Origin of the sequence: Serratia sp. ME47 (assembly GCF_903970925.1) — a bacterium.
GTDB lineage: Bacteria > Pseudomonadota > Gammaproteobacteria > Enterobacterales > Enterobacteriaceae > Serratia > Serratia ureilytica.
This window is the reverse complement of sequence record NZ_CAJCKE010000003.1, coordinates 61820-78291: the sequence shown is the minus strand read 5'-3', so window position 1 is coordinate 78291 and position 16472 is coordinate 61820. Positions and strand designations below refer to the sequence as shown.

Genomic DNA, 16472 nt, shown 5'->3' with positions numbered 1-16472 from the left:
CTATGTCTAAAAACAACGTTCTTGTGATTAGTGAGTGTAAGTACAGCTATGTTGGCCTGTCGGTGCTGCTGAAGAAACACTACGGCGCGTACGATATCCGCCTGTTTTCCGATTTCATGCACGGCGGCGCCAAAGCGGAAAAGATCACCAAGCACGATATCGCACTGATTTTCACCTCGCAAAACCTGGAGCAGAGCGTCAACGTGATCGAAAGCCTGGTGTCCCTGCACCAGCAGTACAACAGCAAAACGCGCCTGTTGGTGTTCTATGACGACGAGCGCGTGGTGAAACTGCTGTCGATCCTAGGGATTTCCGTCGAGTTGGTCTCCACCCGCATTCCGCTTTATTCGCTGCAGGAAAAAATCCAGCGGCTGCTGGAAAGCAAAGAGCCGGGCGGTATCCGGGTGCAGAAAACCCGCGAGCTCAGCCCGGCGGAAAGCGACGTGATCTTCAATCTGCTGCGCGGCGACAGCCTGCTGCATATCGCGGAAAAACGCGGCACGCACCCGAAAACCATCTTCTCGCAGAAATACAGCGCGATGAAAAAGCTGCGGCTGCGTAGCATGAGCACCATCTTCGTCGCCGGCAAATAACACGCCCTGGTTTGTTGCGCGGTACGCCGCGCGGCAACCCGCCCCCTCGCCGAGTTAAATTAATGTAACAACCGGCGACAAAGCAGCAACAGACACACAACATCCTCTCCTGTTGGCTACGATTTGCACACGGATTATCCGTGAGTCATGTCGTGTGGATTAAAAATAAACATCAGGAGATGTTATGAAGTCGTCCTTATTCAGCCGCTATACCTGCTTTGTGCTGAGCATCTTGCTCACCCTGGTTTTCTTGATCATGATGCACAACCATCCGTGGTTCTGGCTGCCGGCCCTGGCCTGCGGTTGCCTGATGGTGCTGGGGATCTACGATCTCACTCAGCAGCGCCACGCCATTTGCCGCAACTACCCGATCATCGGCCGCCTGCGCTTCTTCTTCGAGTTCATCCGCCCGGAACTGCGCCAGTATTTCCTCGAGCAGGATAATGAAGAGATCCCGTTCTCCCGCACCCAGCGCACGCTGGTGTATCGCCGGGCGAAAAACGAGATGGGCGACAAGCCGTTCGGCACCCTGCTGGACGTGTACCAAACCGGTTATGAATGCATCGGCCACTCCATGCGGCCGGTGGAAGCCGCCGATCCCACCAGTTTTCGCATCACCATCGGCGGCGCCGACTGCCGCCAGCCCTACTCCGCGTCAATCTTCAACATTTCGGCGATGAGCTTCGGCGCGCTCTCCGCCAACGCCATCCGCGCGCTCAACCTCGGCGCGGCCAAAGGCAATTTCTACCACGACACCGGTGAGGGCAGCATCAGCCGCTATCACCGCGAAAACAACGGCGATCTGGTGTGGGAGCTGGGCAGCGGCTATTTCGGCTGCCGCACCGCCGACGGCCATTTCGATCCGCGCCGCTTTGCCGAACAGGCGCAAAGCCCGCAGGTGAAAATGATTGAAATCAAGCTCAGCCAGGGCGCCAAACCGGGCCACGGCGGCATTCTGCCGGCGAAAAAAGTGGATGCGGAAATCGCCGCCACCCGCGGCGTGCCGGAAGGCGTGGATTGCATCTCGCCGGCCTCGCACAGCGCCTTCACCACCCCGCTGGAAATGATGCAGTTCATCCAGCAGCTGCGCGAGCTGTCAGGCGGCAAACCGGTCGGTTTCAAGCTGTGCATCGGCCACCCGTGGGAGTTCGTCGCCATCGTCAAGGCAATGCTGCACACCCGCATTCTGCCGGACTTCATCGTGGTGGACGGCAAGGAAGGCGGCACCGGCGCCGCCCCGCTCGAACTCTCCAACTATATGGGCATGCCGCTGCGCGAAGGGCTGCTGTTCGTGCATAACACGCTGGTGGGCTGCGGCCTGCGCGACCAAATCAAGATTGGCGCCAGCGGCAAGATCATCAGCGCCTTTGACATCGCCAGCGTGCTGGTGCTCGGCGCCGACTGGGTGAATTCGGCGCGCGGCTTTATGTTCGCCGTCGGCTGCATCCAGTCGCAAAGCTGCCACACCAACCACTGCCCGACCGGCGTCGCGACGCAAGATCCGCTGCGTCAGAAGGCGTTGGTGGTGCCGAACAAGGCGGAGCGCGTCTATCACTTCCATCAAAATACGGTGAAAGCGCTGGCGGATATGCTGGCGGCGGCCGGCGTCAGCCGCCCGGAGCAGCTGACCTCGCACCATATGCTGCGCCGCATCACGCCGACCGAGATCAAGGTGTACGCCGATATCTATTACTACCTGGAGCCGGGCGCGCTGCTGCAGCCGGAGATCAAAAGCGAGTTCTACGCCCGCATGTGGCGCATGGCGACGCCCAACAGTTTCGATCAGGCGATCTCGCTGCCGGTGGCATGATGGGATAAGGAATAAAAAGAGAGTTGCCCCCTCGCCTTGGGGAAGAGCATATGGAGAGGGGTTGCTTGCTACGGCGGCCCTCCCCCTCAACGGCGAGAGGGCGTGTCGGTTACTGCTTGCGCACCGGCGCATCGCCGGCGACGTAGTAGTCGGCGGTGCTGCGCGGCAACGGCGCGCGCTGGCGAATGCGGTCGGCTAACTTCTCGGCGATCATGATGGTGGTGGCGTTCAGGTTGCCGGTAATGATCAGCGGCATAATCGACGCATCCACCACCCGCAATCCTTCCATGCCGTGCACCCGGCCCTGGCCGTCGACCACCGCCATCTCGTCTTCGCCCATCTTGCACGAGCAGGACGGGTGGAAGGCGGTTTCGGCGTGCTCGCGCACGAAGGCGTCCAACTGCTCGTCGGTCTGCACCTCCGGCCCTGGGCTGATCTCGCGGCCGCGGTATTCGTCCAGAGCAGGCTGCGCCATGATTTCGCGCGTGATGCGGATAGCGTCGCGGAACTCCTGCCAATCCTGTTCGGTCGACATGTAGTTGAACAAAATGCTCGGGTGCTGGCGCGGATCCTTCGACTTCACCTGCACCCGGCCGCGGCTCGGCGAACGCATCGAACCGACGTGGGCCTGGAAGCCATGCTCTTTCACCGCGTTGCTGCCGTTATAGTTAATCGCCACCGGCAGGAAGTGATACTGAATGTTCGGCCAGGCGAACTCTGCGCGGCTGCGGATGAAACCGCCGGCCTCGAACTGGTTGCTGGCGCCGACGCCGGTGCCGTTGAATAGCCATTCCGCGCCGATCTTCGGCTGATTGAACCATTGCAACGCCGGGTATAGCGACACTGGTTTCTTACAGGCGTACTGCAGATACATCTCCAGGTGGTCCTGCAGGTTCTCTCCGACGCCCGGCAGATCGTGCACCACGTTGATGTCCAGACTTTTCAGCAGCGCCGCCGGGCCGACGCCCGAACGCTGCAGAATTTGCGGCGAGGCGATGGCGCCGGCGCACAGCAGCACTTCGCGGCGCGCTTTGGCATGGGTCAGCTGATTGCTGTCGCCCTGCAGATAGTTAACGCCCACTGCACGCTTGCCGTCGAACACGATGTGGTCGGTCAGCGCATGGGTAACGATCTTCAGGTTCGGCCGCGAACGGGCCTGATCCAGATAACCACGGGCGGTGCTGGCGCGGCGCCCTTTCGGCGTCACGGTGCGGTCCATCGGGCCGAACCCTTCCTGCTGATAGCCGTTCAGATCGTCGGTGCGCGGATAGCCCGCCTGCACGCCGGCTTCCACCATGGCGTGGAAAAGTTCGTTGTTACCGGCCTTCGGCGTGGTGACGCTCACCGGGCCATCGCCGCCGTGGTAATCGTTCGGGCCGATATCGCGCGTTTCCGCCTTGCGGAAATACGGCAGGCAGTCCAGATAGGTCCAGTCTTCCAGACCCGGCGCCTTGGCCCAGTTGTCGAAGTCCATCGCGTTGCCGCGAATGTAACACATGCCGTTGATCAGGGACGAACCGCCCAGCCCTTTGCCGCGGCCGCATTCCATCCGGCGGTTATTCATGTGCGGCTCAGGATCGGTTTCATACGCCCAGTTATAGCGGCGGCCCTGCAGCGGAAACGCCAGCGCGGCCGGCATCTGGGTACGGAAATCCATCCGGTAATCCGGGCCGCCGGCTTCCAGCAGCAGGACGCTGACGTCGGCGTCCTCGGTCAATCGGGTGGCTAACACGTTGCCGGCTGAACCGGCACCGATAATGATGTAGTCAAATTCCATTCATTATCTCCTAAATATTCGTATGCCTGAATGATGCGAATGGCTTGAATTCCGCATGCTGAATATAACAAGGCAGTTTTGGATGCAAAAAAGATATATCCCCTATGGATTTCGAGTTACAGCTAGGCGGCAAGGGCGCAGAGCCCCAGGAGCTTACTCAAGTAAGTGACTGGGGTCTGCGCTCGCAGCCAACAACGCTGTAGCTTGAAAGACGACGGGGATAGTTAAAATACCGAGGCGTATTCGCCCAGCTCAACCTGCACCGATTTGATCTGGGTGTAGTGTTCCAGCGTCGTCAGGCCGTTCTCGCGGCCAACGCCGGACTGCTTGTAGCCGCCGACCGGCATTTCCGCCGCCGACTCGCCCCAGGTGTTGATCCAGCAAATGCCGGCTTCCAGCTGGTGGATCACGCGGTGCGCGCGGGCCAGATCGTTGGTCACCACGCCCGCGGCCAGGCCGAAGGTGGTGTCGTTGGCGCGGCGCACCACTTCCTCTTCGTTCTGGTAGCTAAGGATGCTCATCACCGGCCCGAAGATCTCCTCGCGCACGATTTCCATATCGTCACGGCAGTCGCTGAACACCGTCGGCGCCACATAAGCGCCCTTGCCGAATTCGCCATGGGTGACGCGTTCGCCGCCGCACAGCAGGCGCGCGCCGCTGTTTTTGCCGCTCTCGATAAAGCGCAGCACCGACTCCATGTGCGCGAAGCTGACCAGCGGCCCGAAGTTGGTTTGCGGATCGGTCGGGTCACCGAGGCGAATGCGCTTCACGCGTTCGAGGATTTTCGCCTCAAACTGCGCCTGCAGCGCCGCCGGCACGAAGACGCGGGTGCCGTTGGTGCACACCTGGCCGGAACTGTAGAAATTGGCCATCATGGCGATATCGGCGGCGCGATCCAGATCGGCGTCGTCGAAGATAATCAGCGGCGACTTGCCGCCCAACTCCATGGTGACTTCCTTCAGCGTCGAACCCGACGCGTTGGCCATCACCTTCTTGCCGGTTTTCACCCCGCCGGTGAAAGAGACTTTGGCGATGCCCGGATGGTCGGTCAGGTACTGCCCCACCTCCGCGCCGCTGCCGGTCACCACGTTGAACACGCCGTCCGGCAGGCCGGCTTCGGTGTAGATTTCCGCCAGCTTCAGCGCCGTCAATGACGTGACTTCGCTTGGCTTGAAGATCATCGCATTGCCCGCCGCCAGCGCCGGCGCGGACTTCCACAGCGCGATTTGAATCGGGTAGTTCCAGGCGCCGATGCCGGCCACCACGCCCAGCGGCTCGCGGCGAGTGTAGACGAACGAGGTATCGCGCAGCGGGATCTGCTCGCCTTCAATGGCCGGGATCAGGCCGGCGTAGTACTCCAGCACGTCAGCGCCGGTGACGATATCCACCGCGGTGGTTTCCGACATCGCTTTGCCGGTATCCAGCGTTTCCAGCGCCGCCAGTTCATCGTTGCGCTCGCGCAGAATATCCACCGCGCGACGCAGGATGCGCGAACGCGCCATCGCCGTCATCGCCGCCCACACCTTCTGCCCGCTGGCCGCGCTGGCCACCGCACGATCGACGTCTTCAGCGCCGGCGGACTGGACTTCAGCCAGAACTTCGCCGTTCGCCGGGTTAATGGCGTTGAAGGTTTTTCCAGCGGTGCTGTCTACATAGGCGCCATGAATATAGAGCTTCTGCAAGCCAAAACGGGACATAGGATCTCCTTGAGTTATCCTCCGGGCGGCGTTTGCCCCCGGAGTTGGAACGTGATGTATTCGGTCGTGAGCGCCAGCGCCTGCGCCTGATTGAACGCGGAGCCGCGCAGCGCGCTGCGCAGCCACAGCCCATCGATCAGCGCCGCCAGCCCCTTGGCCGCCAACCGCGCCTGCGGCTGCGGCATAACGCGGCGAAACTCGGCGCACAGGTTGGAATAGAGCCGACGGCCGTTCACCTGTTGCAAGCGGTTGAGCTGCGGCTGGTACAGACTGCTGGCCCAAAAGGCCAGCCAGGTCTTCATCGCCGCGCTGTTGATCTGGCTGTCGTCGAAGTTGCCGGCGACGATCGCCTGCAGCCGCGCCGCCGGGCTGTTGTCGGTCAGCGCCTGCAGCCGCAGCTTCACCGCCTCGCCCAGATGGCTGATCAGATAGCGCATCGTGGCTTCCAGCAGGCCGTTCTTATCCTTGAAATAATGGCTGATGATGCCGTTGGAAACGCCGGCCCGCCGCGCGATCTGCGCGATGGTGGCGTCATGCATTCCCACTTCGTTTACCGCGGCGAGCGTGGCATCAATCAACTGCTGCCTTCTGATTGGCTGCATTCCTACCTTTGGCATATTTCGACTCTCACAAAACCGACTTCGGCCTTATCTCAGCGGGCAAATTTCACTGCCGTTTCGCCCGTGATTCAGGTCATCATGAGGACTATTAAACTTTTTTTTGATTGAACGTTCAATAAAAATTGCATATATTTTATTGCCGCCTGGTTAAAAAAATGTATTTTCTGGTTGTGGAACTGGCTGATTTTTGTGAGGTAATTAACGAATCTGACCAAAATCAGTGGCTGTAAGCGGTTCCCGCCGCGAAGCGCTCCGGTGCTTCATAAGCAGGCGAAAGCGGCATCGTTCAGGCCATTCCCGTGGGGATGGCCGCCGCCTTCATTCGCCCGTTTTCCGGATGCGCCAACGCGCCCCAGAATGCGGAGCGGCACGATTTTACTCAGTTCAGAGGATGACGATGACAACACGCGAAACCTCCTCCAAACCGCAGCAGGACCGCCTCAACCCTGTGGTTTTCTTCACCTCGGCGGGGCTGATCCTGGCCTTCTCGCTGATGACCATCTTTTTCACCGACTTCTCCGGGCAGTGGATCACCCGCACGCTGAATTGGGTGTCGACCACCTTCGGTTGGTACTACCTGCTGGCGGCGACGCTGTACATCGTGTTCGTGGTGTTTATCGCCGCCTCGCGCTTCGGTTCCATCAAGCTCGGGCCGGAACAGTCCAAACCGGAGTTCAGCCTGATGAGTTGGGCGGCGATGCTGTTCGCCGCCGGCATCGGCATCGATTTGATGTTCTTCTCGGTCGCCGAGCCGGTGACCCAGTACATGATGCCGCCGGAAGGCGACGCGCAAACGCTGGAGGCCGCCCGCCAGGCGATGGTCTGGACGCTGTTCCACTACGGCCTGACCGGCTGGTCGATGTATGCGCTGATGGGCATCGCCCTCGGCTACTTCAGCTATCGCTACAATCTGCCGCTGACCATTCGCTCGGCGCTGTACCCGATCTTTGGTAAACGCATCAACGGCCCGATCGGCCATAGCGTGGACATCGCCGCGGTGCTCGGCACCATCTTCGGCATCGCCACCACGCTGGGCATTGGCGTGGTGCAGCTCAACTACGGCCTCAAGGTGCTGTTCGAGATCCCGGAAAACCTGACGGTGCAGGGCTCGCTGATCCTGCTGTCGGTGATCATGGCCACCATCTCGGTCACCTCGGGGGTCAACAAGGGCATCCGCATCCTGTCCGAGCTGAACGTGCTGCTGGCGCTGGGCCTGATCCTGTTCGTTCTGTTCTTCGGCGACACCGAGTTCCTGCTCAACGCGCTGGTGCTTAACGTCGGCGATTACGTCAACCGCTTTATGGGCATGACGCTCAACAGCTTCGCGTTCGATCGGCCGGTGGAGTGGATGAACAACTGGACGCTGTTCTTCTGGGCCTGGTGGGTGGCGTGGTCGCCGTTCGTCGGCCTGTTCCTGGCGCGCATCTCGCGCGGGCGCACCATTCGTCAGTTCGTGGTCGGCACGCTGATCATACCGTTCGTGTTTACCCTGCTGTGGCTGTCTATCTTCGGCAACAGCGCGCTGTACCAGATCATCCACGGCAACGCCGAGTTCGCGCAGGAAGTGATGCAGTTCCCGGAGCGCGGCTTCTACAGCCTGCTGGCGCAATACCCCGGCTTCACCTTCAGCGCCTCGGTGGCCACCATCACCGGCCTGCTGTTCTACGTCACCTCGGCGGACTCCGGCTCGCTGGTGTTGGGTAACTTCACCTCGCGCCTGGCCGACATCAATAATGATGCGCCGAACTGGCTGCGGATTTTCTGGTCGGTGGCCATCGGCCTGCTGACCATCGGCATGCTGATGACCGACGGCGTGCCGGCGCTGCAGAAAACCACGGTGATCATGGGCCTGCCGTTCAGCTTCGTGATCTTCTTCGTGATGGCCGGGCTGTACAAGTCGCTGCGGGTGGAGGACTACCGCAAGGCCAGCGCGCTCAGCACCCTGGCGCCGGTGCCGGTCTCCAGCCACGACGTGCTCAACTGGAAACAGCGTCTGTCGCGGGTGATGAACTACCCGGGCACGCAGTACACGCAGAAAATGTTGGATAAGGTTTGCCGCCCGGCGATGCAGGACGTGGCGCGCGAGCTGGAGTTGCGCGGCGCGAAGGTGGAGTTCAGCGAAGTGCCGCCGACCGAGGACGAACGCCTGAACCACCTGGAGCTGCTGGTGCACCTGGGCGAGGAACAGAACTTTATCTATCAGATCTGGCCGATGCGCTACTCGGTGCCGGGCTTCACCTACCGCGCCCGCTCCGGCAAGTCGCACTACTACCGGCTGGAAACCTTCCTGATGGAAGGCACCCAGGGCAACGACCTGATGGACTACAGCAAGGAACAGGTGATTGGCGATATTCTCGACCAGTACGAGAAGCACCTGAACTTCCTGCACATTCATCGCGAAGCGCCGGGGGGCACCCTGACCTTCCCGGATATGTGACGGCCGAGAAATAACCAGAGGGCGTAGCCAGGCTACGCCCTTTTTTATGCCTGCTCGGCCGGCAAATCGGCCTTCAGCAGCACCAGGGAGCCGGCCAGCAACACCAGATCCTTGATTAAAAAGCTGGTGGCCCCGGCCATGGCGGGAAAACCGCCGGCGGAGGGCTCCCAGGCGCCCGGCGTGGAAAAGATCAGCGTCAGCGTGGTCAGGTAGGTCACCGTCGATCCGATCGCCCCCAGCAAACCCAGACGCCGCGACCAGAACCCCGCCAGCAGCAGCAAACCGAAGCTCCATTCAGCGACGCCCAATGCATAACTGGCGCCGCGAATGCCGAACGCCTGATGCATCCAGCTCAGCAGCGGGCTGTTGCCGATCAGCGGCACCAGCCCCTGCGCCTCGTAATCAAACCATTTGGCGTAGCCGAAGGCGGCGAAGATCACCACCAGCGCCGCGCGCATAAAAATAACGTCCCCGTTCGAGCGCCGAAAGCGCCGCAGCCATGTCGCCAACATCATCCTCTCTCCTTATGTTGCCCGCAGCCGCCGCGGTTTGCCGCTTGCGGCCGCGGGGTGAGGCGGCTTAGTGCCCCATCGCATCCTTTTTCATCTCGTCTTTCTTCATGCCGTCTTTGGCCATACCGTCTTGCGCCATGCCCTCTTTTTTCATGGCGTCTTTGCCCATTTTGTCTTTCTTCATGCAGTCCTTGCCCATGCACTCTTTCTTCATCCCATCTTTCGCCATGCCGTCGTGCGACATCTGGCTCATGCCGTCCTTTTTCATCGCGTCTTTACTCATGCCGTCCGCGGCGTTGGCGCCGGCCACGCCCAGCATCAGCGCGCTGCACATCATCATTGCGAATAACTTTTTCATGGTATTTCCTTCCGTCATGTCAAAGGCACCGGAGTGCCGGAGAATGGCCGGCGGCCGCCTCAGCTGCCGCCAAACCAGTTGTAACCCTGGTCTTCCCAGTAACCGCCCGGGAAGCGGTTGGTGACCTCGATCACCTGAATGTGCTTCGGATTCTTGTAGCCCAGCTTGGTCGGCATGCGCAGCTTCATCGGATAGCCGTACTTGCGCGGCAAGATCTGGCCGTCGTAGGTCAGCGCGATAATCGTCTGCGGATGCAGCGCGGTGGCCATGTCGATACTGGTGTAGTAGTCGTCGGCGCATTTAAAGCTGACGTAGCGCGCGCTCAGATCCGCGCCGATTACCTTAAGAAAGTTGGCGAACGGCACGCCGCCCCACTTGCCGATGGCGCTCCAACCCTCGACGCAAATATGACGCGTCACCTGGCTAACCTGCGCCATCCGATGCAGCTGCGGCAGGCTCCAGGCGCGCTTGTCCTGCACTAATCCCGCCACTTCCAGCCGATAGTCGTCGCCGTTGATGTCGGGCGCCTCCTCCTCGGCGTAAAAGGCGTTGAACGGGAATGGCCGGGTGATCATCGACTCCGGGTAGACCGGCGCCAAACGATCGCCGTTGAACAGCCAGCCCTGCACCCGATCGTTGAGGCGCGAAATGCGGCTCAGCGCCTGCTCGACGTTGGCGTTGCCGCTGAGATCGCAGCCGGTAAGCATAGCGATACCGCCCAGCGTCAGGCCGTTGCGCAGAAAGCGGCGGCGGGACGACGCGGTCAACAAGCGCTGCGCTTCTTTGACGATCGCCTGCCCTTCAACGATCGTCATGATCTGTTTATCCTTTTTCATCGTGAACTCCTTAACGTCCGCGCAGCATGGCCAGCAGCGTGCGGGGCACCAGCGCCACCATCACCAAATGGATCGCGACGAAGGCCACCAGCGCCGACATGGCGAAAAAGTGGATATAGCGCGCCGCCTCATAGCCGCCGAGCAGCGTGCGCAGCAGCGGAAACTGCACCGATTTCCACAGCACCAGCCCGGACAGCGCGCTCAGCACGCCAAGGAGCATCACCGACAGATAGGCCACGCGCTGCACCATGTTGTAGTGGCGCAGATCGGCGTGCTGCAGCCTGCCGCGCAGCGCCGCGCCAACATCGGCGAGAAACTGCTTCGGGCTGAGCGGCCAATATTTGCGTTTGAAACGCCCGCTGGCGAGGTTCAGCAGCAGGTAACACAGCCCGTTGACGCCAAACAGCCACATGCCGGCGAAGTGCCACTGCAGCGCGCCGCCCAGCCAGCCGCCGAGCGTCAGCTCGTTGAAAAAGCTGAAGTTGAACAGCGGCGAGGCGTTGTAGATGCGCCAGCCGCTGGTCACCATGATCAGCATCGCCAGCGCATTCAGCCAATGCGTTAACCGCAGCCACAGCGGATGTACGGTCTGTCGTTGTTCCGGGGTGAGAGTGAGGCTCATAACGATTCCTGCCAGCTAACGATGCGATGAACCGAGTATTCCCCGGATTTGTTCCCCAAGACCTCACGCAGAGTTAAATAAAATGTGATAACTCCGCCGATGGCGGTTGTGTAGACTTCAGAGAGAATCGGGCTAATCAGCGGTAATGAGAATGGACAAGCCAAAACGAATTTTGATCGTCGAGGACGACGGCGACATCGCCGAGCTGCTGCAGCTGCATCTGCGTGACGAGGGTTACGCCATCAGCCACGCCGCCGACGGCAATCAGGGCATGGCGATGCTGGAACAGGGCGGCTGGGACGCCTTGATCCTCGATCTGATGCTGCCGGGCGTGGACGGATTGGAGATTTGCCGCCGGGCGCGCACCATGACGCGCTACACGCCGATCATCATCACCAGCGCACGCTCCAGCGAGGTGCACCGTGTGCTGGGGCTGGAGCTGGGCGCCGACGACTATCTGGCCAAACCCTTTTCCATGCTGGAGCTGGTGGCGCGGGTCAAGGCGTTGTTTCGCCGCCAGGAGGCGATGAGCCGCAACCTGCGCATGGACGCCGGCGCGCTCAGCTTCAACGATCTGACCATCGATCCCATCGCCCGCGAGGTGCGCCTGCACCAACAGCCGATCGAGCTGACGCCGCGCGAATTCGACCTGCTGTACTTTTTCGCCCGCCACCCGGGCCAGGTGTTCTCGCGCCTCAGCCTGTTGAATCAGGTCTGGGGCTATCAGCACGAGGGGTATGAGCACACCGTCAACACCCATATCAACCGGCTGCGCATCAAGATAGAGCGCAACCCGGCGGAACCCGAGCGCATCCTCACGGTGTGGGGCATGGGCTATAAATTCGCGGCCGCGCCGCAAGAGTGAGCCATGAAAAACCTTACGTTAGCGCAACGCCTCACGATTATCTTCGCGCTGCTGATCGTCATCGGCTGCGCCTTTTCCGGCTGGATGCAGGTGCGCAGCAATACCCAGTACAGCCAGGCGGTGATACAGCGCCTGTCCGGCAACCTGGCGCAGCATATCGCCGACAGCAATCCGCTGCTGGGGGTGAACGGGCCGGATCCACAGGCGGTGCATACCCTGTTCGATCAGCTGATGGCGGTGAACCCCAGCGTTGAGGTTTATCTGCTCGACAAACAGGGCGCAATCATCGGCAACGCCGCGCCGGCCGGGCATCTGAAGCGGCAGCGGGTCGCGCTGGCGCCGCTGCAGGCGCTGCTCGATGGCGCGCAGATGCCGGTGTACGGCGACGATCCGCGCAGCGCGGACGGGCGCAAGGTGTTCAGCGTTGCGCCGCTGAAGGTCGACGGCCGGGTCGAGGGCTATCTGTATGTGGTCTTGCTCGGTGAAGAGTACACGGCGTTGGCCAGCAACGCCCAGTTCAACTCGGCGGCCAGAATGGCGCTGTGGACCTCCGGGGTGATGGTGCTGTTCAGCCTGCTGGCCGGCGGTTTCGCGTTCTACTGGGTCACTCGCCCCATCCGGCGCCTGACCCGTCAGGTCAATGCGCTGGACAGCGGCGGCATTGAGGCAGTGCAGGCCTACGCGGCGCTGCCGGCGGTGCCGGCCGGGCGCGACGAGGTGAGCCAGCTGCAACAGGCCTTCCACCGCATGGCGCAGCGCCTCGCCGAACAGTGGCAAACGCTGGCGCAGCAGGATCGGCTGCGGCGCGAATTCATCGCCAACGTCTCGCACGATCTGCGCACCCCGCTCACCTCGCTGCACGGCTATCTGGAAACGCTGTCGGTCAAGGCCGCCACCCTGAGCGACGCCGATCGGCGGCGCTATCTGGAGATCGCGCTGGCGCAGAGCCGCAAGGTGGGCAAGCTGGCGCAGGAGCTGTTCGAGCTGGCGCGGCTGGAATATGGCGTGGTGAAACCGCAGAAAGAACCCTTCTCCCTCAGCGAGCTGCTGCAGGACGTGTTCCAGAAGTTCGAGCTGGCGGCGGAGGCGCGCAACCAGCGGCTGCACGCCGACATCGCCCCCGGCGTGCCGCCGGTGTTCGCCGATCTCAGCATGATTGAGCGGGTGCTGACCAACCTGTTGGACAACGCCATTCGCCATACGCCGCCCGGCGGCGACATCGGCGTGCGGCTGTGGCGGCAGGAAGACCAGGTGATGGTGCAGGTCAGCGACAGCGGCCCCGGCATTCCGCAGACGCTGCGCGCCGATCTGTTCGTACGGCCGTCTGTCCTGAGCGGCGCCCGACGCCCCGCCGGCGGGCTGGGGTTAATGATCGTGCGGCGCATTCTGCAGCTGCACGACAGCGACATTCAGCTGATCGAACAACCGCAAAGCGGCGCCTGCTTCCGCTTTGCCATTCCGCCGCGTTAATCCGGCATATCGGTTATTGCGCTAGCGGGAACCGCAGGCTGAAAATGAGGCTGGCGACAGGCGCGCGCTCGATACATTCGGCGCGCACCTCACCGCCGTGCAGCGTCATGATGGCGCGCACGATGGACAGCCCGAGGCCGCTGGCGTGGCTGCCGGCGCTGCGCGCGGGATCGGCGCGGTAGAAACGATCGAACAGCTTTTCCAGATGCGTCGGCGCGATCGGCGGCCCCTGATTGATGACCTGCACCCACCAGGCATCGGCACGCCGTTCAGCCCGCAACACGATCAGGCTGTTTTCATCGGCATAGCGCACCGCGTTGGCCACCAGGTTGCTCAGCGCCCGCTGGAACAACATCGCGTCCGCCTTCAGCTCTCCTTCCCCTTCGCAGCTCAGCGCGATGCCGCGTTCTTCCGCCAGCCCTTCAAAGTAATCCGCCACCCGCCGCAGCTCGGCCGCTACCTCCAGACGACTGTAGTTCAGCGCGGATTGCGCCTCACCGGCGCGCGCCAGAAACAGGATGTTTTCCACCATGCGCGAAATACGCTCCAGCTCGTCCATATTGTTCGACAATAGGGTTTCGTACTCCTCCACGCTGCGGGGTTGATACAGCGCCACCTGACACTGGCCCATCAACGCGCCCACCGGCGTGCGGATCTCATGGGCCAGATCGGCGGAAAACTGCGTCAGCCGCTGATAGCCTTCATTCAACCGATCGAGCATCGCATTGAACGACCGGGTCAATTGCTGCAACTCCTTCGGCGCCCCCTGTTCGCTGAGGCGAGTGGACAATGTATTGGGCGCGATCTGCGACGCCTGCGCCGCCATGCGCCATAGCGGCTTCAATCCCCGGCGCATGACCCCATAGCCCAGCAGCGCAATCAGCAGGAAAGCCACAATGACCGCCGCGACAATGCGCCACAGGTAACGCGCCAGCATCTTCTGCTCGTTGACCATGACGTGCGCGGCGGAGATCTGCAGCAAACTGCCGTCTTCCAGACGCACCATCGCCGATGCCGCGCGCAGCGGCACCCCCTGCGCCGTCTCCCCGCCGCGCACGGCGGCCAGCGTCTGAGCCTGTTCGGGCGGCGTCGGCGCGATCGGCGGCAGGGCCACCCTGGCCGGATTCACATTGATGAGCGGTTTTTGCCCCGGAATTTGGAAAATCAACACATCCTGTTCATTGCCCAGCATATTTTCGAACAGGCCGTTATTGGCGGTCAGGCGCGCCAAAGGAAAGCGCTGCCCCAGTAAATGGCGGAAATACTCTACGCGCCCGGTCACCTGCAGATCGCTGCGGAGCGTCATTTCCTGGCGCATCGCGCCGAACAGATACCAGCCCGCCCCGCTCACCACGCAGGCGGCCACCAGAGCGAACAGCATGGCTGTACGCAGCGTCAGCGACACCGGCCGACGTGAAGCTCGGGCGTTCACGAGCGCGGCTCGCAAACATAGCCGATGCCGCGCACGCTGTGGATCAGCTTGACGTCGAACGGCCGGTCGATTTTGGCGCGCAGGCGTTTGATCGCCACGTCAACCACATTGGTGTCGCTATCGAAATTCATGTCCCATACCTGAGAGGCTATCTGCGTGCGCGACAGCACTTCGCCTTCGCGCCGCACCAGCAGATGCAGCAGCATGAATTCTTTATTGGTCAACGGGATCACCTGATCCTGGCGCACCGCCCGGCGGCGCAATACGTCCAACTGCAGATCGGCGATGGCGTAATGATCGGCTTCGCGCGCCGGCCCGCGGCGCAGCAAGGTGCGCAAACGCAGCACCAGCTCGGTAAAGGAAAACGGTTTGATAAGATAGTCGTCCGCGCCCAGCTCCAGACCGTGGATGCGATCCTGCACGCCATCGCGGGCGGTGAGAAACAGGATCGGCACGTCGCTTTTCTTGCGCAATACCTCGATGATCTGCCAGCCATCCAGCCCCGGCAGCATGACATCGAGCACGATCGCATCGTAGTCCTGCTCCAACGCGCGAAACAGCCCGTCGGTGCCGTTGCGCGCCAAATCGACGCCATAGCCGGCTTCCCCCAACCCTTTCTTCAGGTAATCCCCTGTGCCGATATCGTCTTCAACTACCAGTATTCGCATGCTCGCCACCTCGTTACGTCTGCAAAAATACTAGCAGCTTCGGCGGACAAACTTGATGACATTAATGTCATCAAACGGCCATGGCGCTGACCCAGTAGGTCAACCATGCTTAACCGGCAAACTCATTTCAGGAGAACGTTATGATTACCCGTCATCGTATAGCCGGTTTACTGTTGTCCACGTTACTGCTTTCCAGCGGATTGGCCGCCGCCGCCCAAACGCCGGGCAAGGTGATTGCGCCGCTGCGCGGCACCATCACGCAAGTTGCCGACGGCAATCTGCAGCTGACCGACCGCAAGGGCGAGACACTCAGCGTCAAGCTGAACGATCAAACTAAAGTGCTCAGCGTTTCCAAAGCCACGCTGGACGATATCAAGCCGGACAGCTTTATCGGCACCGCCGCCGTGCCGCAGCCGGACGGCACGCTCAAGGCACTGGAAGTGCACGTGTTCGCCGCCAGCCTGCGCGGCACCGGCGAAGGGCATTCGGCCTGGGAATCCGCCGACGGCAAAGTGGACACCATGACCAACGGCACCGTCGGCAAGCTGGTGAAATCCAACGGCCGCACCCTGACCGTCACCTATGGCAACCAGCAGAAAACCGTCGTCGTGCCGGAAGACGTGCCGATCGTGACGCTGGATCCGGGCGATCTGAGCCTGCTGAAACCGGGCGTGCACATCGTGCTGTTCTCCGCCGCCGACGATAAGGGCCAGCGCGTCGCCACGCGCATTTCCGCCGGCAAAGACGGCACCGTGCCGCCGATGTAACCGGAGGA

The 16472-nt window shown here is 61.7% G+C and carries 15 protein-coding genes; 6 read left to right on the top strand and 9 right to left on the bottom strand.

Annotated features, from left to right (window positions below; all coding sequences use genetic code 11):
* Positions 1-2 precede the first annotated feature (2 nt).
* Both H7A77_RS04355 and H7A77_RS04350 read left to right on the top strand, forming a co-directional pair.
* Positions 3-593: a LuxR family transcriptional regulator gene (locus H7A77_RS04355; protein ID WP_004939094.1), complete on the top strand. Its 591-nt coding sequence runs from the start codon at positions 3-5 to the stop codon at positions 591-593.
* Positions 594-777: 184 nt separating this feature from the next.
* Entirely contained in the window at positions 778-2403 is a 1626-nt protein-coding gene (locus H7A77_RS04350; protein ID WP_182073865.1) for an FMN-binding glutamate synthase family protein, read from the top strand.
* Between the two features lie 109 nt (positions 2404-2512).
* Here the strand turns inward: H7A77_RS04350 and betA are convergent, their stop codons facing one another.
* From betA to betI, 3 genes are all read right to left on the bottom strand, one after another.
* Positions 2513-4180, bottom strand: a complete 1668-nt coding sequence (gene betA, locus H7A77_RS04345; RefSeq protein WP_033633737.1) for a choline dehydrogenase — start codon at positions 4178-4180, stop codon at positions 2513-2515.
* 224 nt (positions 4181-4404) lie between these two features.
* Complete coding sequence (betB, locus tag H7A77_RS04340; RefSeq protein ID WP_046896960.1) at positions 4405-5877, bottom strand: betaine-aldehyde dehydrogenase; 1473 nt, start codon at positions 5875-5877, stop codon at positions 4405-4407.
* Between the two features lie 14 nt (positions 5878-5891).
* Complete coding sequence (betI, locus tag H7A77_RS04335) at positions 5892-6494, bottom strand: transcriptional regulator BetI (RefSeq protein ID WP_033642409.1); 603 nt, start codon at positions 6492-6494, stop codon at positions 5892-5894.
* Positions 6495-6894: 400 nt separating this feature from the next.
* On the opposite strand from betI, the gene H7A77_RS04330 reads away from it, so the two are divergent.
* Positions 6895-8934, top strand: coding sequence for a choline transporter (locus tag H7A77_RS04330; protein ID WP_004939112.1), 2040 nt, complete (start codon positions 6895-6897; stop codon positions 8932-8934).
* Between the two features lie 44 nt (positions 8935-8978).
* On the opposite strand, the gene H7A77_RS04325 is transcribed toward H7A77_RS04330, so the two are convergent.
* The 4 genes from H7A77_RS04325 to H7A77_RS04310 all read right to left on the bottom strand — a co-directional run bounded on the left by H7A77_RS04325 (position 8979) and on the right by H7A77_RS04310 (position 11262).
* Positions 8979-9449, bottom strand: a complete 471-nt coding sequence (locus tag H7A77_RS04325) for a YkgB family protein (protein ID WP_004939115.1) — start codon at positions 9447-9449, stop codon at positions 8979-8981.
* 64 nt (positions 9450-9513) lie between these two features.
* Positions 9514-9804, bottom strand: a complete 291-nt coding sequence (locus H7A77_RS04320) for a pentapeptide MXKDX repeat protein (protein WP_089191386.1) — start codon at positions 9802-9804, stop codon at positions 9514-9516.
* Positions 9805-9863: 59 nt separating this feature from the next.
* Positions 9864-10640, bottom strand: coding sequence for a molybdopterin-dependent oxidoreductase (locus H7A77_RS04315; protein WP_089191385.1), 777 nt, complete (start codon positions 10638-10640; stop codon positions 9864-9866).
* A 10-nt stretch (positions 10641-10650) separates the two neighbouring features.
* The gene (locus H7A77_RS04310; RefSeq protein ID WP_033650571.1) at positions 10651-11262 is read right to left on the bottom strand and encodes a cytochrome b/b6 domain-containing protein; all 612 of its coding nucleotides are present in this window, start codon (positions 11260-11262) and stop codon (positions 10651-10653) included.
* Between the two features lie 151 nt (positions 11263-11413).
* Here H7A77_RS04310 and H7A77_RS04305 point away from each other — a divergent pair, with 151 nt between their 5' ends.
* Complete coding sequence (locus tag H7A77_RS04305; protein WP_016928494.1) at positions 11414-12127, top strand: response regulator transcription factor; 714 nt, start codon at positions 11414-11416, stop codon at positions 12125-12127.
* 3 nt (positions 12128-12130) lie between these two features.
* Positions 12131-13597, top strand: a complete 1467-nt coding sequence (locus H7A77_RS04300) for an ATP-binding protein (protein ID WP_033650570.1) — start codon at positions 12131-12133, stop codon at positions 13595-13597.
* A 13-nt stretch (positions 13598-13610) separates the two neighbouring features.
* On the opposite strand, the gene H7A77_RS04295 is transcribed toward H7A77_RS04300, so the two are convergent.
* The gene (locus tag H7A77_RS04295) at positions 13611-15029 is read right to left on the bottom strand and encodes a heavy metal sensor histidine kinase (RefSeq protein WP_182073864.1); all 1419 of its coding nucleotides are present in this window, start codon (positions 15027-15029) and stop codon (positions 13611-13613) included.
* Positions 15026-15697 (bottom strand): heavy metal response regulator transcription factor, encoded by a 672-nt coding sequence (locus H7A77_RS04290; RefSeq protein ID WP_033650568.1) that lies wholly within the window; start codon positions 15695-15697, stop codon positions 15026-15028. Before H7A77_RS04290 ends, H7A77_RS04295 begins: the two co-directional genes overlap by 4 nt.
* A 140-nt stretch (positions 15698-15837) precedes the next feature.
* Between H7A77_RS04290 and H7A77_RS04285 the strand changes: the two genes are divergently transcribed.
* Positions 15838-16464, top strand: coding sequence for a hypothetical protein (locus H7A77_RS04285; protein ID WP_116286517.1), 627 nt, complete (start codon positions 15838-15840; stop codon positions 16462-16464).
* The last annotated feature ends 8 nt before the right edge of the window (positions 16465-16472 follow it).